The following is a 19,368-nucleotide window of genomic DNA, read 5'->3' as shown; positions in this document are numbered from 1 at the left end:
CGGTTTTTGGGGGTGCTACGATCGTGGCACCCCATTTTTCATCTGTGGAGCAGCCGTGAGCCTGTCTGTCCGCCTGGGTCATGCTTCGCTCACCGGCCCGCGTGCCCGCAACGAGGACTTTGTCGGCGCGGTCACGCCGGAAGGCGCCGAGCTCGACAACAAGGGCCTGCTCGCCGCACTGGCGGACGGCGTCGGCGGCCATGCGGACGGGCGGGAAGCCGCGGAATTCACCGTGCGCAGCCTGCTCTGCGACTACTACGCGACACCCGATACCTGGGCGGTACCCAAGGCGCTCGACAAGGTGATCGGCGCCGCCAACCGCTGGCTGGTATCGCAGTCCGCCAAGCGTGGCGAGGCCGCCGGCATGGCCACCACACTCACGGCCGTGGTCCTGCGCGGCCGCCGCTGGATCAGCGCACATGTGGGCGACACGCGGCTGTACCTGCTGCGCGACGGCGCGCTGAAGCGGCTGACGGTCGACCATGTATGGGAACACCCGGAGCTCTCCACCGTGCTGTCGCGCGCGGTGGGGCTCGACCGGCACCTGGCGGTGGACTACGCCGAAGGCGAACTCGCACCGGGCGACCGCTTCCTGATCTGTTGCGACGGCGTGTGGGGCACGCTCAACGAGGCCCGCCTGCTGGCGACCCTGGAGAAATACGACGACCCGCAGGAGGCCGCCTTCGCCCTGGCCGACAGCGCGGTCGACAGTGGCAGCCAGGACAACTGCAGTGCGTTGGTACTGCAGGTGGATGTGCTGCCGCGCGACACACTGCGCGACGCGCTGTCGCGTATCCGCGCCTTGCCACTGCCCGCGGTGATGAAACCGGGTCAGCAGATCGACGGCCTGACGGTGGAAGACGTGCTGCACGAATCGCGCATCACGATGCTCTACCGCGTGCGCGCCGCCGACGGCACGCTCGCGGTGCTCAAGACACTGAGGCCGGATGCCGACGCACAGGACACCGCCGCGCTGGCGCATGAGGAATGGCTCGCACGGCGCGTGACCGACGCCGCCTTCCCGCAGGTGCTCGAGTGGCCGCAACGCAGCCACCTGTACTACCTGATGAGCTGGCACGAGGGCGAAACGCTCGCGCAACGGCTGGCGCGCGGGCACCGCTTCACGGCGGTGGAAGTCGCCGATCTCGGCCAGCGCTTGATGAAGGCGCTCGGCGCGCTGCACCGGCTGGCGGTCATCCATCGCGATGTGAAGCCCGCCAACCTGCACCTGGGTCACGACGGCCGCCTGCGGCTGCTGGACCTGGGCGTTGCAGCATCCGATGGGCACGACGAACTGTTCAACGAGATCAACAATCCCGGCACGCCCTCCTACATGGCGCCGGAGCTGTTCGGCGACGGCCGAGCGAGCGAGGCCACCGACCTCTACGCCGCCGGCGTGACCTTGTACGAATTGTTGACGCGCAAGTACCCCTACGGGGAAGTCGAACCCTTCCAGCGCCCCCGATTCGGCGACCCGGTCCCCGCCACGCGCTACCGGCCGGACACCCCGGAGTGGCTCGAATCGATCCTGCTCAAGGCCTGCGCGCGCGACCCGGCGCAGCGCTTCGAAACCGCCGAGGAATGCCTGCTCGCGCTCGAACGCGGCGCTCACCGCCCGCTGCAGGTGCCACGTCGCCGCCCGCTCGCACAACGCGATCCGCAACTCGCGCTCAAACTGCTGGCGGCCGCATCGCTGCTCGCCAACGTCGTGCTGCTTGCGCTGCTGTTCGGGCGTTGACCCGCAGGCTGCGCTCGGCGCTTGCACGACCGCGCGGTAGCCGTCTGCGTACGCCAGCGAACAGACCCGTGCCGCCTCCTCGGCCTACGATGCCTGCGTCAGAACAATCTGGCGGCGGATGCCCTGCGCGACACCGGCGCCCCGGCCGCAAGGCCTTTCCACTCGGCAAGGAAAACGTGTCATGTCCAAACGCGACGAATACATCGAAACAGTGAAGCACCAGCTCGACGAAATGAATGCCAACATGAATCAGTTGGAAGCGAAGGCACAGGCCGCCCGCGAAGACGCGCGCGACAAATACAAGGAAGAGCTGGTCAAGATGCGCCAACAGTCCAAGCTGGCCGTCGCCAAGCTGGATGAGCTGAAGACGGCAGGCGAAGAATCCTGGGACAACATTGTCACTGAAATGGAGAAGGTGCGCGACGCCTTCGTCCATTCATTCCGCTACTTCAGGTCGCAGCTGTAAAGCACCAGCAGCCCGCGCCTACCCGCGAGGGCGACAAAAGAAAGACGGCCGGCATGGAACCCAGGTTCCACGCCGGCCGTTCTGCTTTGTGTGACCGGAACGCGGGGGCTCAGCCTACGACTTGCGTTTGCGGCGTGCGCAGTGCGTCGGCGAAGTCGTGGTTCACATCGCGGTGGCCCGCTTCATCCTGACGCACCGCCAGGATCACGTCGCGAAGGCGCGCGTTGGCCGGCAACTTCCAGTAGTCGATCGCGATCTGCGGCGCAGCGACATTCTCGTAGCGGCCGCTATCCACGCCCGCCAGATACTCGGTGTAGCTATAGACCGCCTCTTCCTCGAAGTAGCCGACCATGCGATGCGCGGTCTTCGGCGAAACGAGATAGAGCACGAAGAAGAAGTTGTAGAAGGCGCCCTGCGCCAGCAGGATCAGGAAACGCTCGAAGCCGGAGGGCTTCGCGATCTGGATGAAGGTCATCAGGTGCATCCGCTCGTTCTCGGCCTCGTCGAGCAGCGTGCGGATCCAGCCGTGGTCGTCAGACATATGTCGCAGCGCGCGCAGGTGCTGCAAGGTGCCGCCCACCATGCCCGGCACTGCGGCCACGGTTTCCAGCACGACCGCGCGATGGCCATAGCGGTTGGCGAAGAAGAGGTCGGCGAAGAATCGCAGGAACTTGCAGATGCCGTAGGCGATGCGATCCTGCAGACCGACGGGGGTACGGTGGGTGACAGTTGGCTCTGGGGCAATCATGGTGATGCACTCCTGATGGGGAAACCACGGGGCCTGCCTTGTGGGCCTGCCCCCAGCCTGGCTCCGCGCCGCAGAACGCGGCGACGAAGTGGGCATACCAGCCAGCGTCGCTGGCGGCTGGTTTGCCCGGCTAACGATCAGATAGACGCATCGACCATGCAGATGGTTCCGTGCCTACAGCGGGCGCCGCTTAGTTGAGCGCGCTGGCGAATCGCCCCAGCCGCGGCTGCCAATGGTCGGTGATATCGGCCGACACCAGGATGTGGTTGGCGCGGCCGATGATGCGATCTCGCGGCACGACGCCGATGTAGCGGGAATCCTCACTGTTGTCGCGGTTATCGCCCAGCATGAAGTAGTGCTCGGGCGGCACGACGAGTGGCCCGAAACTGCGTTTCGCGCCGACACGATCGAGAAATTGCACGGTGCGCTGCTGGCCGGCGACGGTTTCAGTGGCGCGCAAGGCCGGCACCGTGAAGCCCGTGCCGAGTTGCTCGGCAGCCGGCGTCAGATCGCTGTAACGGGCGGCCTGGCCGTTGATGTAGAGCACATCGTCGCGCATCGCGACGATGTCGCCGGGTAAGGCCACCAGCCGCTTGATGAGGCGCGAGCCGTCCTTCGGCGAGTTGAAGGTGACGATGTCGCCGCGCTGCGGGTCGCCAAGGCGGCCCAAGGTGATGCCGGTCAGCGGCAGTTTCACATCGTAGGCAAGCCGGTTCACCAGCACGACATCGCCTTCCAGAATGGTCGGGCGCATCGAGCCGGTCGGCACCGGGTTCCAGTCCGCCATCGCGGTTCGGAACAGGCCCAGGCAAACAAGGAAGATCACGAAACCGCGGTTCTGCTTCAGCCAGTTCTTCATGGTGTCCTCTCGGCATGGATCGGGTGAATCGGCAGCGCCAAGTCTGCCGCCATCACCCTGCGCGGAAGGTGTCAGGACACCGGGAATTGCATCAAGATGTTGGCTGGCTCGCTCGCAGCGCACCACGTTCCACCGGCAAGCCCAGCTGATGCCACTGCAGCATGCCGCCGCGCATGTTCGCGACGCGGGTGAGGCCCGCCTGACGCAGGATCACGCTGGCCTGGCCGGACCGCATGCCCGCATGGCACACCGCGATCACCGGGCGATCGGTCGCCACCTCGGCCAGACGGTCGCGCAATTCGTTGAGGGGGATCAGCCGCGCACCGGCGATGCGCCCCAGCCGCTCGTCCATTTCGTCGCGCAGCCGCACATCGAGCACCTGCACCTCGTCCAGATGCTCAGCCACCCATTCGGGCTCGATCTCGAGCAAGCCCGCATAGCTCTGGCGCACCGGGCCCCAGTCCGCCGGCCGTGGTACCCGCCCATCTTCGGGCCGACCCGATCGCAGGTTGGCCGGCACGGCCACAGCAAGCTGTTTCGGATGCGGCAGGTTGAGGTTTTCCATGAAACCGACGAAGTCGCGCTCGTCCGCCTGCCCACCAATGCGCGGATTGTGGCGCCGCTCCTCGGCCACCGAGGACATGGTTCGGCCGTTGTAATCATGCGCAGGGTAGATCAGGCATTCGTCGGGCAGGCTGAAGATCTGCTCGGTGATCGAGCGGAACAGGGTGTGCGCGCTGCCCTGCTGGAAGTCGCAACGCCCGGCGCCGCGAATCAGCAGACTGTCGCCGGTGAACGCCATGCCTTGGTCGTCGCTGACGAAACACAGGCAACCGTCGGTGTGCCCCGGTGTGGCGCGAACATCGAGGTGGCGCTGCCCGAAGGCGACGCGGTCGCCGTGGTCGAGCAGCAGGTCCGCCCCCTGCATCGCATCGCCGTAACGCTTCGACACCCCGATGCGGCAGCCCGTCGCCGCCTGCATCAGCCACGCGCCGGTGACATGGTCGGCATGGCAGTGCGTATCGAGTACCGCAACGAGCTTGAGGCCGAGTTCCTCGACCAAGGCGAGGTCGCGCAGATGCTGCTCGAAGACGGTGTCGATCAAGACCGCTTCACGCGTCTGCGGATCCGCCAACAGATAGGTGTAGGTCGACGACGCGGCGTCGAAGAGTTGCCGGAAGATCAGTCTGCCGAACATAGCGAACCCCCACTGGCGCAGTCATCTCACGCTAGCTCACGCCACGCCGGCCGACAACCAGCACGCAAGCAGTGCCGTGCTCAATCCGCCAGGGAGCGCTTCAGCATGCGGTCGTAGAGCACCACGTTCACCGTCGCGGCGAGGTTCATGCAACCGTTGGTCGGCACATAGACGATGTCGCGGCACCATGAGGTGACGTTGTCCTTCAGGCTGCCGTCCTCCGGCCCGAAGATGTAGAAGGCCCGCTCCGGGTGCTTGTACTGCGTCAGCGGCTGCGCGTTGGCGTGAATCTCGATCGCGACCGGCACACAACCGAGCGGAATGATGCCCTGCAGATCCTCCACGCCGATCAGCGGGATCTGCAGATGCACCTGCTTGGTGTCGGTGCGGAACTCGCGCGCATGCTCGTAGCGCTTGCCGGTGTAGAAGACCGAGTGCACGCCGTAGCAACCGGCCGCGCGCATCACCTCACCCACGTTGGACGGGTTCTTCGGATTCGACAGACCGATGCAGGCATAGCCTTCGTAATCGCGGACGGCCTGCTTGCGGGTGAGGGTTTCGATTTTGGACATGGATGGCTACGTAGCGGCGGGCCGCCATTTTAGCGCCGACCGTGCGCTGGCCCGCCGCCGACACCTCAAGCCGGACGCCGCGGCCGTGCAGCGTCCGGCACCTGCATCGCGCCTGCTGTCAGGCGGCCTTGCAGTGCAGCGGCACAACCTTGTGCTGGGCTAGGTCGCCCAACGGCAGCACCGTGCGGCCATACACTTCGTTGAGCACTTGCGCAGCGGCCGCATAGATCGCCGATGCCCCGCACAAGATGCCTTCCCAACCCGCCACCAGCTTCAGGGTTTCGTTGCCGGTAGCGTCCGCCACTGCGAGCAGCGCAAACAGCACCGTAAGCGACGCGAACACCAGTTGCGTCACACGGTTGAGGCGCAGCGTGCCGATGAACAGCACCAGGGTAAGCACGCCCCACATGGCCAGATAGGCCGCCATGCCGCCCGACGAGGTCGCCGTCGCAAGCCCGGTCTTCGGCAGCACGACCAGCGCCACCAGCGACAGCCAGAAGAAGCCGTAGGATGTGAAGGCCACGGTGCCGAAGGTGTTGCCCTTCTTCCACTCCATCAGCCCGGCGCACACCTGGCAGATACCACCGTAGAAGATGCCCATCGCGAGGATCATCGATCCGAGCTCAAACACGCCCGCGTTGTGGAGGTTGAGCAAGACCGTCGTCATGCCGAATCCCAACAGCCCGAGCGGGGCGGGATTGGCGGTGTGGTCGTGCGCTGCATGGTCCTTCATCAAACTGCTCCTTGGTTTTATTGGGTGCCGCTTCGCGGCGGACCGCAAGGGTGCTGCAACGCAGCATGATTTGCTTTCACGCAGATCAAGGGCGAGGGCGTCGGCGAATGCGGATCGCCCGACAGCGGCGCGATGCGCAGCCGAGCACACGGCTTACGATTCTCGAGACGGGTTTAGTGCGGCCTTGCCGCTTAAGCCGGGTTCCGCCCCGGCGGGCGTGTTACTTCTTTTGCTTCGTCAAAAGAAGTAACCAAGAAAAGACGACCCGGCGTTCGCGGCCCTTCGGGCTGCCCTCACTGCGGCTTCGCCCGTCGGCCGGCCTCGCGAACTCGGCGCTGCGCGCCTCAAACAGCGAGTCCGGACACCCCCGCCGGCCGACTCCTCCGTTCGGCGCTCTCGACGGGACCCAAAGTCAAAAACGTCGAGCCTTAACCGCGCGTCACGTATTCGTAGCCCCGCTGCGGTTGCTCGTCGACACATTTCCACCCCCCTCTGAAACGCCGAGCAGCGCAGAAGTTTCGGGTCCCGACGCGAAGCGGCGGTGGCGAGGACTGTCTGCGGCACGCAGGGCCGAGTTGCGCAGACACCCGATGTTTCGAGCAGCGCAGGGCACCCTGCCGCAGGCGGGGCGTTGAAGCGGGGCTGCTTCTTTGGTTCCTTTCTTGTCGGCACAAGAAGGGAACCCGCCCGCCGGGGCGGGTCTCGGCTTGAACGGACACACCGTTGCGATGAAAGACACCCAGTCGCGAGCCGGAATCAACAGAGCCTTGGGCGTCGAAGTGGCGCAGAAATACAAACAGCCCGCCGCGGCTCACACCGGGCGGGCTGTTCCATTCAACCTCCGCCGCCAATCAGGCCGGCGCCGAAGTCCTGATCAGGTGGTCGAAAGCCCCCAGACTTGCCTTGGCCCCCTCACCCATCGCGATGATGATCTGCTTGTACGGCACCGTCGTCGCATCGCCGGCCGCGAACACGCCTGGCACCGAGGTCTCGCCGCGGGCGTCGACTTCGATCTCGCCGCGCGGCGAGAGCTTGACGACGTCCTTGAGGAAGTCGGTGTTCGGCAGCAGGCCGATCTGCACGAAGATGCCTTCGAGTTCGATGTGGTGCGCTGCGCCGCTGACGCGGTCCTTGTACGAAAGGCCGTTGACCTTGCTGCCGTCGCCGGTCACTTCGGTGGTCTGCGCCGAGGTGATGACCTTCACGTTCGGCAGGCTGTGCAGCTTCTTCTGCAGCACCGCGTCGGCACGCAGGGTGTCGGCGAATTCGAGCAGGGTGACATGGGCGACGATGCCTGCGAGGTCAATCGCCGCCTCGACGCCGGAGTTGCCGCCGCCGATCACCGCGACGCGCTTGCCCTTGAAGAGCGGGCCGTCGCAGTGCGGGCAGAAGGCCACGCCCTTGGTCTTGTACTGCTGCTCGCCCGGCACGCCCATCTCGCGCCACCGCGCACCGGTCGAGAGGATCACGCTACGGCTCTGCAGCGTCGCGCCCGAAGCGAGCTTCACCGTGTGCAGGCCACCCGGCGTGGCGGCAGGCTCCAGCCCGACGGCACGCTGCAGGTTCATCACATCGACGTCGTAGTCGCGCACATGCTGCTCCAGCCCTGCCGCGAGCTTGGGGCCATCGGTGGCTTTGACCGAGATGAAGTTCTCGATCGCCATCGTGTCCATCACCTGACCACCGAAACGTTCGGCCACCACACCGGTGCGGATGCCCTTGCGGGCAGCGTAGATCGCGGCCGATGCGCCGGCCGGGCCACCGCCCACCACCAGCACATCGAACACGCCTTTCTGGTTGAGCTTCTCGGCTTCGCGTGCAGCGGCGCCGGTATCGACCTTGGCGAGGATCTCCTCGACGCCCATGCGGCCCTGGCCGAACAGCTCGCCGTTCAGGTAGATCGAGGGCACGCCCATGATCTGGCGCGCATCGACCTCGGCCTGGAACAACGCGCCGTCGATCATCACCGCTTCAAAATTCGGGTTCAGAACTGCCATCGTGTTGAGCGCCTGCACAACGTCCGGGCAGTTGTGGCACGACAGCGAGATGAAGGTCTCGAAGCTGAACTTGCCTTCGATCGCCTTGATCTGCGCAATCACGCCCTCTTCCAGCTTCGGCGCATAGCCGCTCACCTGCAGCAGTGCGAGCACCAGCGAGGTGAACTCGTGGCCCATCGGGATTCCAGCGAAATGCACGCGCGGCGTTTCGCCCTTTAGGCTGATGCCAAACGAGGGCCGGCGCGCGTTGCTGCCATCCACCCGCAGGGTGACTTTGTCCGACAAGGTGGCGACTTCTTCGAGCAGGCCGTGCAGCTCGCGCGACTTGGCGCCGTCGTCGAGCGAGGCGACCAGCTCTATCGGCTGCACGAGTCGTTCGAGATAAGCCTTCAACTGGGCCTTGATGTTCGCTTCAAGCATGGAGGCACTCCTTTTTGCGAGCCCTTGCGTCGGGCAAGGGCCGGGGGGTTCTGTGGATCGCAGTGCAAAGCGCGCATTCCAACCCGCTTTGCACTGCGAGCCGCCGGGGCGGCTCTTTCGGCTTAAACCGTGGTGCTTTCGTCGCGAGCGGTCAGAGGTCGAGGGGAGAAGCGCAGCCGTACATGCGGTACGGCGAGCATCGCAGCCTCGAGATCTGACCGCGCAGCAGAAAGAACCGCGGTTTAAATCTTGCCGACGAGGTCGAGCGACGGTGCAAGCGTGGCTTCGCCTTCCTTCCACTTCGCCGGGCACACTTCACCCGGGTGGCTGGCGACGTACTGCGCAGCCTTGACCTTGCGCAGCAGCTCTTCGGCGTTGCGGCCGATACCGCCGGCGTTCACTTCGATGATCTGGATCTTGCCGGCCGGGTCGACCACGAAGGTGCCACGCTCGGCGAGGCCGGCCTCTTCGATCAGCACGCCGAAGTTGCGCGACAGCAGGTGGGTCGGGTCACCGATCAGCGGGTACTTGATCTTGCCGATGGTCTCCGACGTGTCGTGCCAGGCCTTGTGCGTGAAGTGCGTGTCGGTCGACACGCCGTAGATCTCCACACCCAGCTTCTGGAACTCGGCGTAGTTGTCGGCGAGGTCGCCCAGTTCGGTCGGGCACACGAAGGTGAAGTCGGCCGGGTAGAAGAAGAAGACCGACCACTTGCCCTTGGTATCGGCATCCGACACCTCGACGAACTTGCCGTTGTGGAAGGCGGTGGCCTTGAAAGGCTTGATTTCGGTGTTGATAAGGGAAGCGCTCATGGTGTTTCTCCTGTGCTGTTCGGGGTAAGGACAAAGTGTTGTGCGACGGGATGCAGATTAGGGATTTGGCCAACATCAATCCAATTGATCATTCCGATCCATTGAATAGCCGCTCCCTATCGTCTGCCGTCACTGTCGTGGCACCGACACATCGCCCCCGCAAACTTGGCGGAATGTGGAATCCGATGCGTCCCCTTGTCGCCCTGCTTGCCCTGCCGATCGCCAGTTGCGCGCTCGCGCAGGAAGCGCCGCGCTGCGCATCGAGCATCCACGAACTACGGCAACTGGCCGGCGACCCAGCGTTCCCTCTGCGCTGGGAAGAAACCTCGATGGACGACGGCAAACCAATGCGTGTCAGCATCACCGAACACAATGGCGCGCTGAAGCTCGCCTTCGTGAAGACCGGTGAGAGCCTGTGGGCCGAAGGCGCCGGGCGCATCTGCCGCAGCGGCGCCACGCTTGAAGCCCGCCTGAGCAAGGATCAACTGCGCCTTGGCCCCGCCGCCAACTGGCTGGTGCGGATGGCGCTAGCCGACGGCGCCGCCTTCACCCTGCAGCGCCGCACCCGCGAGCAACTGCACATCGCCACCCAGGGGTGGAGCGGGCGCTTCGTACCTGCAACTGAGGAGTAAGACTGCCGCGCACGCCCCAAGAATGTGCCGCGCAGCGTGATATCGCCTCACGCCGGCTCGAGTCGAATTGGCGAGAATCCGCCATGCCCTTGCGCGCCCCTTCGCAGGAAGACACCCGCTCGCCGAATCGCACGCAAACTGGCGCGCACCGAAGGCGACAGCGCCGCCCAGTCGAAACGGCGCCGCCTGGGTTAGCGCAAGGTGCCGCCCTCACTCGGTATGGCGGTGAGCGCTGAAATCAAAACCGGGCCGCGGCGGGTGATTGAGTATTTCTTGAGTCCCGTGCTTGGGACGAAGAATGAGATCCAGAGAGAGCGGTGATCACCCCAAGCCTGCGGCCCACGAGCAACAACAGGAGCACCACCGAATGATTCGTGACGCCATTGGATATCTGATCATCGCTGCCACGCTTGGGGTGTGGTGGCAAATCACGCGTTCGATATGGCGAAGCAATGGCCGCAGCGCCGTAGGTCAGGGGTGGCGTAGCCAAGCGTTTCGTGCATGGCTGGTGATGGAAGTGGTCTCAAGTGCCGCTCTGTTCCTCGCAGTCGGGTCGGTCACGCGCACCTATTTCTTCAATCCGCTTCCGCGCGACGAAGAGCTGATCGCACACTTCAAAGCGCACCGGGAACAATTCGAATTCCTCGTGCGGGCCTACTACTCCGCGCCTGAGCCGCAGCCGGGGCAGCACCGAGTGCTGTGGGACAAGACAGAAGAAATCCAGCAGATGAAAGCTGCGGTTGGATGGGATTGGGTCACTAATCACCGGGGATTCTGGCCTCGCGACCCGTATTCCCCCGACGCGTATGCACGAATTATGGGGATCGATCAGACCACTGCAGAAGGGAAGTTCGCCTCTCGGCAACAAGAGGGGTTGGAAATCGTCATATTCAAAGATCGAACGGAATCTTTGGCCTTGAGGTTTCCGGGTGACGCCATGATCTCGAAGGCGTTGTTCCACGTCCCAGTGCCGGTTCGCGTCAGCAACGGGATGATTGAACTTCCTTGGGAGCCCGGTGAGCCCAAGCCGAATTACGGCGTTTGGCCGATGCGAGTATTGGACAGCCTGAACGGCTATCCATCCGGCTGGGAAAAAGGCCGCTGCCTTTACCGACAAATTGACCCGCAGTGGCTCTTGATGATGTGCCGCGCATCCTAATAACTTGACCGGCGCAGTCGCGTGGCTTGGGCTGAACCCAATGAAGCCCAATGCCCAACAAGCCTGGTAGGTTGGGTTGAGCGCAGCGAAGCCCAACACGGTGAGCCTATGTAGCCCGGTGAACAACCGTGCGTTGGCCGGGTTCCCGCACCCGGCGGGCGTGTTACTTCTTTTGCTTCGTCAAAAGAAGTAACCAAGAAAAGAAGACCCGGCGTTCGCGGTCAGGTGCTGCGCAACTGACTCCCCTGCGCTGCTCGCGAAGTCGTGCGGCTGCGGAACTCGGCCCTGCGGGCCTCAAACAGTCCTCTGCGCCGATCCCCCGACCCCGCTGCGCTGCTCGGCGCTCTCGACGGGGCCCAAGGTCAAAACCGTCGTGAGTTCACCGCGCCTTGCACATTCAAAGCCTGAATGGAGCGAAGCGAAATCCCCGGCTGCCGCTGGGGAAAGTTCAAGAGCACTTCCCAAACTCCGGCCTGCGGCCTGCATCCACGCTGCGGAAGCACCGCAACGGTTAAACGACGACGCCTTTCCCTCCCCCTCTGAAACGCCGAGCAGCGCAGAAGCATTGGGTTCCGACGCGCGTAGCGGGGCGGTGGCGAGCACTGTTTGAGCTCCGAGCGTAGCGAGGGCGAGTTGCGCAGCCACCCGATGATTCGAGCAGCGCAGGGCACCCTGCCGCAGGCGGGGCGTTGAAGCGGGGGCCGCTTCTTTGGTTCCTTTCTTGTCGGCACAAGAAAGGAACCCGCCCGCCGGGGCGGGACCCGGCTTCAGCGGACACACAATCGCAACGCGACACGGCGAATCGCAAGGCGAAAACGGGCAAACCGTCGGCCTTCAACAAACTCAACGCCCGGTCTCAATCACCCTGTCCGTCAGATCCGCCGGCAAATGCTTCTGCAAAATGCGCCGCAGGCTGCCATCCGCCCGCATGTCGGACAGGGCCTTGGCGAAGGCCTTGTGGACAGCCGGATCGAGCGTCTTGCGCGACAACACCACCGACATCGCGCCAGCGCTCGCACCCACGTCGACCTTGCGCAAGGGCCGGTCGCTGTACTGGCCCGCGTAGTAGGGCCAGGCGATCTCGCGCACGATCGTCGCATCGGCACGGCCGATCGCGACCAGGCGAACTGCGTCGCCTTCCTCCGCCACGAGGTTCACGAGCCCGCGCGACTGCACCTGACTGATCCACGGCTCCCACGATGGGCCGTAGTGAAAACCACGCGTCAGGGCGAGCGAGGTCTCGGGATCATTCATTGGATTTGCGCTGGCGGGAGGCGTCGCATGGGCCTCATTTCGCATCAGCAGCACGTTGCGGAAATGCAGGTAGGGCAGGAACACCGCGAATCGCTCGCGCTCGGCGGTTGCAACGCCGGACATCGAAATATCGACTTGTGATGCATCGAAGGCCGCCCACAGGCGAATCCGCGATTCATAAGTTGGCTGCAGCACACAGCCGGTGCGGCGGGCCAGCTCCTGCGCCAGATCCACCTCGATGCCGCGGCCGTCGCCATTGGCGTCCTGGTAGTACAAGGGCGGCAGCATCGAGTACGCCAGATGCAGTGGCCTCGCGCAGCGTGATTCGGGGTTCGCCCCGGCGAGCGCCGGCCTCGCCAACGGCAGCAGGAAAGCAAGCGCGAGCAGCAGGATCCGATGAATGCGGGTCACGGTACGATCGGGCAGCGGTCGGGGGTGGTGATCCAGTATGGCTCAAGCCGCGGCCTGTCGCCCGACAAGGCGCGCAAACGCCTTGACTGAGCCCCGGGCGGCGCTGACAGTTACGCATACCCCAACCCGGATCGAGGAGCCCCCAATGCCCAACAATACCCCTGACACGCGCAATCTCGATCTGGTGTTCGAACGCATCGTCGACCTGCCCCCCGAGGCAATCTGGCAGGCCTGGACCACCCCGGCGCTGATCACCCAATGGTTCACCCCCGCCCCGTGGGAGACCATCGCCAGCGAGATCGATCTGCGGCCCGGTGGGCGCTTCTACACCGTGATGCGCTCGCCCGAGGGCCAGAGCTTCCCGCACGAGGGCTGCTACCTTGCAGTGGAACCCTGCCGCCGACTGGTGTGGACCAACGCGCTGGGGCCCGACTTCCGCCCGGCCAACACCTCGGCCGGAGGCCCGATCATCACGGCCGAAATCACGCTCACGCCGGAGGCTAACGGCACCCGTTACCACGCCCTCGCCCGCCACGCCACCGAGGCCGACTGCCAGGCCCACGCAGCGATGGGCTTTGAGGAAGGCTGGGGCAAGGCGCTCGACCAGCTCGTGGCACTGATGAAACGCCAGCAGGGCTGACCCATGGACCAGCCCTGGTGGAAGCGCTGCGTCGCCTACCAGATCTACCCGCGCAGTTTTTGCGACAGCAACGGCGACGGCGTGGGCGACCTGCGCGGCATCACTTCCAAGCTCGATTACCTCGCCAGCCTCGGTATCGGCATGGTGTGGCTGTGCCCGGTGTACGCCTCGCCGAACGACGACAACGGCTACGACATCTCGGACTACGAGGCGATCCAGCCGGATTTCGGCACGCTGGAGGACTGGATCGCGCTGCGCGACGGGCTGCACGCGCGGGGCATCCGGCTGGTGATGGATCTGGTCGCCAACCACAGTTCGGACGAACACACATGGTTCGTCGAATCTCGCACGACCAAGGATTCGGACAAGCGCGACTGGTACATCTGGCGCCCGCCGGCAGCGGACGGCGGCCCGCCCAACGACTGGCAATCGGTCTTCGGCGGCCCGGCCTGGGAATTCGACGGAGCCACCGGCGAGTACTACCTGCACCTGTTCTCGAAGAAGCAGCCGGATCTCAACTGGGCGAACCCGCAATTTCGCGACGCACTGTTCGCAATGATGCGGCGCTGGGTGGCGCTGGGCATCGACGGCTTCCGCATGGACGTGATCAACCTGATCTCAAAGCCCGATGGCCTTGGGGCGGGCGGTAACGAGGGCGGCATGGATCGCGCCCTCAACGGCCCACGGATGCGCGACTACCTCGCCGAGATGCGACGCGAAGTCTTCGCCGGCACGGACCTCGTCACCATCGGCGAAACGCCCGGTATGCCACTCGAACTCGCACGCGAGATCACGGACGAACGCGCCGCGCTGCTCGACATGCAGTTCCACTTCGAGCATGTCGATCTCGACCACGCCCCCGGTGCCAGCAAGTGGGACAGCACCCCGATGAGGATGCCCGCGCTGCGCGCCACACTTTCGCGCTGGCAGGACGGAATGGAGCCGCACGGCTGGAACAGCCTGTACCTGGGTAACCACGACCAGCCGCGCGCGGTATCGCGCTATGGCGACGACGGCCGCTACCGGCGCGAATCCGCCACGCTGCTGATGACGCTGCTGCTGACGCTGAAGGGAACGCCGTTCATCTACCAGGGCGACGAAATCGGCATGGCCGATGTCGCCTTCGATTCGATCGACGACTACCGCGACATCGAAACGCTCAACGCCTGGCGCTGGCTGACCGACACACGCGGGCTTGATACGGCAAGCGCCCTGGCGATGATCCGCAAGAAAAGCCGCGATAACGCGCGCACGCCAATGCAGTGGTCGGCAGCGCCGAACGCCGGCTTCAGTGCCGCAGCGCCCTGGATCGCGCCGAACCCGGACTACACCGGGCACAACGTCGCCGCCGCCGAGGCCGACCCGGATTCGGTGCTGCACTACACCCGCAGGCTGATCGCGCTGCGCCAAGGCACACCGGCGCTGCGTAGCGGCCGCTACCGCCTGCTCGACGCCGAGCACCCCGCGCTTTGGCTCTATGAGCGCACGAGTGAAATGGGGCGCTGCGTCGTCGCGCTGAATTTCTCCGACACCACACAGCCGCTCCCCCCGGCACTTGCGGAGCTTCCCTGCCTGATGACAAACCACCGCAATCCGGCAGCCGACACGCTGGCCGCGTGGGGGGCAAGAATCCTGGGGCCGGCGTGACGTTCCGCGCTCAACCCGGTGCTCCGCGCTGCCGTTATCGGACGAACAATCCGCAGCACAAAAGCGACATGGCTTGATGGTCTCAGCAGCGCCGATCCGCCTCTTTTGCATCGTGGCAATGTTGGCCGGCGTCTCTGCGCGTGCGGCAGACGAAGCTGCGCCCACCAGCGACTGGCTGCAGGATCGCCTGCGCTTGTCCGGCTTCGGTACCGCCGGTTACTCGTGGTACAGCTCAACCGACGCCGACTACGTCGGCACGCAACAGCCGGACGGCCCGGGCCGCACCGACCAGTCCAGCGGAAGTCTCGATTCAAACCTGGGGCTACAGCTCGATGCGCGGATCACCGGCAGTCTCGGCGCGACGCTGCAAGTGCTGTCCGAATACCTGCCGGAAGGCACCTGGACGCCGCGCCTGAGCGTCGGGAGCCTGCGCTGGGAGGCCACCGATCAGCTTGCACTGCGCATCGGGCGCTTTCAGTCCTCCACCTTCCTCGCCACCGACTACCGCTACGTGCGCTTCGCCAACCCGTGGCCGCGCCCGCCGCGCGAGGTGTATGGCGTGCAGCCGACCACGCGGCTCGATGGCGCTGACTTGAGCTGGCAGATGCCGCTCAACGGCGGGCGCCTTCAGCTGCGGGCGGGCGGCGGCGAAGTGAGCAGCGGCGCCGTGGCGTCGACCGCAGGCAAGGCCGACGAAATCGTCTATCGCGGCGGCTTCCTGCGCGCCCAATGGGAGTCCGGCGGCTGGCTGGCATCCGCCTCCTTCACGCATGACCGTGTCAGCTTCGCGCCCAGCGGCGTGGTCGGGCAGGCGCTGCAATTGCTGGCGAAGCTCGATCCGGCCGCTGGCGAGGCGGCGTTTGTGGAAGACAAGCCGAACAGCGCGCTCGCGCTGGGGCTGGCTTACGACAGCGACACCTGGGTCGTGCAGGCCGAATGGGCTCGGGCCTGGAACGAAAGCATCCTGATCGATCGCAGCGGCGCCTATCTGCAAGCCGGCCATCGCTTCGGCCCCGCACTGCCCTACCTGATGGTTGCCGAACGCTGGACGCACGGCCAGAAGATCCATTCCGCCAACCCAGCGGCCGAATCGCTGCTGCGCGTGCTCTACCGCAACCAGCACAGCGATCAACGCTCGCTCACGCTGGGCATGAATCTCGAACTGCGCGAGCGCCTGATGCTCAAAAGCGCAGTGGAGTGGGTGAAACCGGATTCAGGGGGAACCGGCCTCCAGGGCAACATCGGCCCCGGCTATTCACGTGAGGCGCCCAAGTCCGAGCGCCTGCTCACCCTTAACCTGGACTTCGTCTTCTGATGCGCGCGGCACTTGGCACCCTGCTCTCGGCGATGTGGCTGTCGGCCATGCTGCAGCCGGCGGCGCTTGCGGCTGCGGGTGAAGACCGGGTCGCGGTGATCATCAGCGCCTCGGTCGCGATCAATCAGCTCAGCGCTGCGGATCTGCGCGAGCTGTTCCTCGGGCGCAAGCAAGTACAGGCAGGCGAGGTTGCATTGCAGCCCGTCGACAACGCCGACAAGCAGGCGCGCGATCTGTTCTACAGCGGCGTGGCTGGCATGAGCGGCACGCGCGTGCGTGCCTACTGGGCGCGGGTCGTCTTCTCGGCGCAGGGGCGGCCGCCGCCCGAACTCTCGCCAGCCGATGTGAGCCGGCGCGTATTGGAGCAACCGGGCACGCTGGGTTACGTGAATCTGGCCAACGTGCCAGCGGGCGCGCGGGTGCTGTTCACCTTCCCGTAGGCGGACAGTGCGGCCGCTGGGCCCGCGCTACTTCAGCACTTCAACGATCTTCACGCCGACTTCGTAGATCGCGGAGCCGTTCACCGGGTGGCAACGCTTCACCTGTGCGCGCACATGCATCGGCGGACCGGCGAGCGGGCCGTCGTGCGGGCGCACGATCACTTCGAAGATTTCGTCGGGGCGCGGCACATACACCGTATGCAGCGTCATGCCGTCTACGCTCAGATCCACGCAACGCGCCTTGCGCGGCGGGTGTTGCGAGGCGGCCGGCTGGATGAAGGCTTCGGTGCCGAGCGGGATGCGCACCGCGGTGCGGCGTTCGCGATCCCCGTGTCCGTTGTTCATTGCGGGTCTGCTCCCTGGACTATTGCCGCCAGCTGGTGGCCTGCGGCATTTGTTGTGCCGCTAGGTTACCCGAAGCGCCCGCGCCGTGCGGGGGCTGATCCCTTGCAACGAAAACGGCCCGCGCTGGGCGGGCCGTTGCTCTCGGAAAGACCGGCCGATCAGGCGGCCTTCTTCATCTGCTTCTGGTAGAGGAACTCCAGAATCGCGGCACGGCAGCTGACGTACTGCGGATCATGCGCGAGTTCGAGCCGGTTGCGCGGTTTGGGGATGTTCACGTCGAGGATCTCGCCGATCGTCGCGGCCGGGCCGTTGGTCATCATCACCACGCGATCCGACAGCAGCACCGCCTCGTCGACATCGTGAGTCACCATCACCACCGTGGCGCCGGTTTTCGCCATCACCCCGATCAGCTCGTCCTGCAGGCTTGCGCGTGTCAGGGCGTCGAGCGCGCCGAAGGGCTCGTCCATCAGTAGCACCTTGGGCTCCATCGCGAAGGCACGCGCGATGCCCACGCGTTGCTTCATGCCGCCGGAGATTTCGTGCGGGTACTTATGCATCGCATGTTCCATGTGCACCATCTCCAGCGCGGCCTCGGCACGCAGCTTGAGCTTCACCTTGCGCTCGCGAGTGCCAAAGACGCGCTCGACCGCCAGATAGACGTTCTCGAAGCAGGTCAGCCAGGGCAGCAGCGAATGGTTCTGAAACACCACCGCGCGCTCCGGCCCCGGGCCGGCCACTTCGCGCCCGGCGCAGATCACGTTGCCCGAGGTCGGCAGCGTAAGGCCGGCGATCAGGTTGAGCAGCGTGCTCTTGCCGCAGCCCGAGTGGCCGATCAGCGAAACGAACTCGCCTTCGCCGATCGCCAGGTCGATATCGCGCAGCGCGGTGAAGCGCCCGCTCTTGGTGTCGAAAGCCATGCCGACGTTTTCGACTTTCACCATGGGTTTGCTCATGACGGGGCTCCGGTGCGAATCAGTTGTTGCCGTAGGAGAAGCGCTTGGCGATCAGCAGCAGCGCCTGTTCCAGCATCAGGCCGACGATGCCGATCACGAAGATCGCGATCACGATGTGCTCGACCTTCAGGTTGTTCCACTCGTCCCACACCCAGAAGCCGATACCCACGCCACCGGTGAGCATTTCGGCCGCCACGATCACCAGCCACGCGGTGCCGATCGACAGCCGGATGCCGGTCAGCATGTAGGGCAGCACGGCCGGGAACAGGATCTTGGTGATGATCTTGAACTCCGACAGGTTCAGCACCCGTGCGACGTTCATGTAGTCCTGCGGTACGCGCTGCACCCCCTGCGCGGTGTTCAGGATCATCGGCCAGATCGAGCAGATGAAGATCGTCCAGGTCGCCGCCGGGTCGGCCTTCTTGAACACCAGCAGGCCGATCGGCAGCCATGCCAGCGGGCTGACCGGGCGCAGCAGCGAGATCAGCGGATCGAGCATGCTGTTGAGGAAGTTGAAGCGGCCGATCAGGAAGCCCATCGGGATACCAACCAGCGCGGCGATGCCGAAGCCGATGCCGACGCGCTGCAGCGACGACAGGATGTTCCAACCGATGCCCTGGTCGTTCGGGCCGTTGCGATAGAAGGGGTCAGCAAAGATCTCGACCGCCGCGGCCCAAGTCTGCAGCGGGCCAGGAAAACCTTGCGTCTTCATCGCCACGATCGCCCATACGCCCAGCAGCAGGCCGATGCCGAACAAAGGCGGCAACACTTTCTTGAGCACGGCGTTCACCCGCGGCCCCAGCGGTGCGCGGTAACGCGGCGCTGGCGCTGGCCTCACTTTCGCCTGTGGCGCGGCGGAGGTTTCGGAAGTCGCGGCGGCTTGGGCGTGCGTGCGGGGCTCGACGGCCAGCGGCTCGGCCGCGAGGTTGGAGGCAGTCATCGAAACAGCGCTCATGTTGTGCTCCTCTGCGCGGCTCACAGCGGCCGCGCCAGTAAGGGGGTCCCAGGGCCGCAGAAAACCGCGGCCCG

General features: G+C 65.2%; 19 protein-coding genes. 8 read left to right on the top strand and 11 right to left on the bottom strand.

Annotated features, from left to right (window positions below; genetic code table 11):
• The first annotated feature begins 55 nt into the window (after positions 1-55).
• Complete coding sequence (locus tag HH302_RS01255; RefSeq protein WP_172197002.1) at positions 56-1,738, top strand: bifunctional protein-serine/threonine kinase/phosphatase; 1,683 nt, start codon at positions 56-58, stop codon at positions 1,736-1,738.
• Between the two features lie 181 nt (positions 1,739-1,919).
• Positions 1,920-2,204, top strand: a complete 285-nt coding sequence (locus HH302_RS01250) for a hypothetical protein (RefSeq protein ID WP_172197000.1) — start codon at positions 1,920-1,922, stop codon at positions 2,202-2,204.
• Between the two features lie 109 nt (positions 2,205-2,313).
• Here the strand turns inward: HH302_RS01250 and HH302_RS01245 are convergent, their stop codons facing one another.
• The 7 genes from HH302_RS01245 to ahpC form a co-directional block, all read right to left on the bottom strand.
• Positions 2,314-2,952 (bottom strand): alternative oxidase, encoded by a 639-nt coding sequence (locus tag HH302_RS01245; protein ID WP_172196998.1) that lies wholly within the window; start codon positions 2,950-2,952, stop codon positions 2,314-2,316.
• A 190-nt stretch (positions 2,953-3,142) separates the two neighbouring features.
• A complete protein-coding gene (lepB, locus tag HH302_RS01240; RefSeq protein ID WP_172196996.1) occupies positions 3,143-3,811 on the bottom strand; it encodes a signal peptidase I in 669 nt (222 codons plus the stop codon).
• Positions 3,812-3,902: 91 nt separating this feature from the next.
• A complete protein-coding gene (locus tag HH302_RS01235; protein ID WP_172196994.1) occupies positions 3,903-5,009 on the bottom strand; it encodes an MBL fold metallo-hydrolase in 1,107 nt (368 codons plus the stop codon).
• Between the two features lie 80 nt (positions 5,010-5,089).
• On the bottom strand, positions 5,090-5,581 hold the full coding sequence (locus HH302_RS01230; protein WP_172196992.1) for an RNA methyltransferase: 492 nt from the start codon (positions 5,579-5,581) through the stop codon (positions 5,090-5,092).
• 118 nt (positions 5,582-5,699) lie between these two features.
• On the bottom strand, positions 5,700-6,314 hold the full coding sequence (locus HH302_RS01225; protein ID WP_172196990.1) for an acetate uptake transporter: 615 nt from the start codon (positions 6,312-6,314) through the stop codon (positions 5,700-5,702).
• 851 nt (positions 6,315-7,165) lie between these two features.
• On the bottom strand, positions 7,166-8,731 hold the full coding sequence (ahpF, locus tag HH302_RS01220) for an alkyl hydroperoxide reductase subunit F (protein ID WP_172196988.1): 1,566 nt from the start codon (positions 8,729-8,731) through the stop codon (positions 7,166-7,168).
• A 242-nt stretch (positions 8,732-8,973) separates the two neighbouring features.
• Entirely contained in the window at positions 8,974-9,543 is a 570-nt protein-coding gene (gene ahpC / locus HH302_RS01215) for an alkyl hydroperoxide reductase subunit C (protein WP_172196986.1), read from the bottom strand.
• 185 nt (positions 9,544-9,728) lie between these two features.
• Between ahpC and HH302_RS01210 the strand changes: the two genes are divergently transcribed.
• Positions 9,729-10,175, top strand: coding sequence for a hypothetical protein (locus HH302_RS01210; RefSeq protein WP_172196984.1), 447 nt, complete (start codon positions 9,729-9,731; stop codon positions 10,173-10,175).
• Between the two features lie 367 nt (positions 10,176-10,542).
• Complete coding sequence (locus HH302_RS01205; RefSeq protein WP_172196982.1) at positions 10,543-11,334, top strand: hypothetical protein; 792 nt, start codon at positions 10,543-10,545, stop codon at positions 11,332-11,334.
• Positions 11,335-12,177: 843 nt separating this feature from the next.
• Here HH302_RS01205 and HH302_RS01200 read toward each other — a convergent pair.
• Positions 12,178-12,999: a transporter substrate-binding domain-containing protein gene (locus HH302_RS01200; RefSeq protein ID WP_172196980.1), complete on the bottom strand. Its 822-nt coding sequence runs from the start codon at positions 12,997-12,999 to the stop codon at positions 12,178-12,180.
• A gap of 145 nt (positions 13,000-13,144) precedes the next feature.
• Between HH302_RS01200 and HH302_RS01195 the strand changes: the two genes are divergently transcribed.
• The 4 genes from HH302_RS01195 to HH302_RS01180 all read left to right on the top strand — a co-directional run bounded on the left by HH302_RS01195 (position 13,145) and on the right by HH302_RS01180 (position 17,041).
• Positions 13,145-13,639 carry an SRPBCC family protein gene (locus tag HH302_RS01195; protein WP_172196978.1) on the top strand — a complete coding sequence of 165 codons (495 nt, stop codon included), beginning with the start codon at positions 13,145-13,147 and terminating at the stop codon, positions 13,637-13,639.
• A gap of 3 nt (positions 13,640-13,642) precedes the next feature.
• A complete protein-coding gene (locus HH302_RS01190) occupies positions 13,643-15,286 on the top strand; it encodes an alpha-glucosidase (protein WP_172196976.1) in 1,644 nt (547 codons plus the stop codon).
• A gap of 118 nt (positions 15,287-15,404) precedes the next feature.
• Positions 15,405-16,601 carry a hypothetical protein gene (locus HH302_RS01185; RefSeq protein ID WP_172196974.1) on the top strand — a complete coding sequence of 399 codons (1,197 nt, stop codon included), beginning with the start codon at positions 15,405-15,407 and terminating at the stop codon, positions 16,599-16,601.
• Complete coding sequence (locus HH302_RS01180) at positions 16,601-17,041, top strand: hypothetical protein (protein ID WP_172196972.1); 441 nt, start codon at positions 16,601-16,603, stop codon at positions 17,039-17,041. The genes HH302_RS01185 and HH302_RS01180 overlap by 1 nt, the downstream gene beginning before the upstream one ends.
• A 27-nt stretch (positions 17,042-17,068) precedes the next feature.
• On the opposite strand, the gene HH302_RS01175 is transcribed toward HH302_RS01180, so the two are convergent.
• The 3 genes from HH302_RS01175 to ntrB form a co-directional block, all read right to left on the bottom strand.
• The gene (locus HH302_RS01175; RefSeq protein WP_172196970.1) at positions 17,069-17,386 is read right to left on the bottom strand and encodes a PilZ domain-containing protein; all 318 of its coding nucleotides are present in this window, start codon (positions 17,384-17,386) and stop codon (positions 17,069-17,071) included.
• Between the two features lie 158 nt (positions 17,387-17,544).
• A complete protein-coding gene (locus HH302_RS01170; protein WP_172196968.1) occupies positions 17,545-18,339 on the bottom strand; it encodes an ABC transporter ATP-binding protein in 795 nt (264 codons plus the stop codon).
• Positions 18,340-18,358: 19 nt separating this feature from the next.
• Positions 18,359-19,294: a nitrate ABC transporter permease gene (ntrB, locus tag HH302_RS01165; protein WP_253945975.1), complete on the bottom strand. Its 936-nt coding sequence runs from the start codon at positions 19,292-19,294 to the stop codon at positions 18,359-18,361.
• Between the last annotated feature and the right edge of the window lie 74 nt (positions 19,295-19,368).

The sequence above is a fragment of the Niveibacterium sp. COAC-50 genome, from assembly GCF_013184235.1.
In the GTDB taxonomy this organism is placed as follows: domain Bacteria; phylum Pseudomonadota; class Gammaproteobacteria; order Burkholderiales; family Rhodocyclaceae; genus Niveibacterium; species Niveibacterium microcysteis.
The sequence above is the reverse complement of the archived record's forward strand: the minus strand, read 5'-3'. Positions and strand labels throughout refer to the sequence as shown.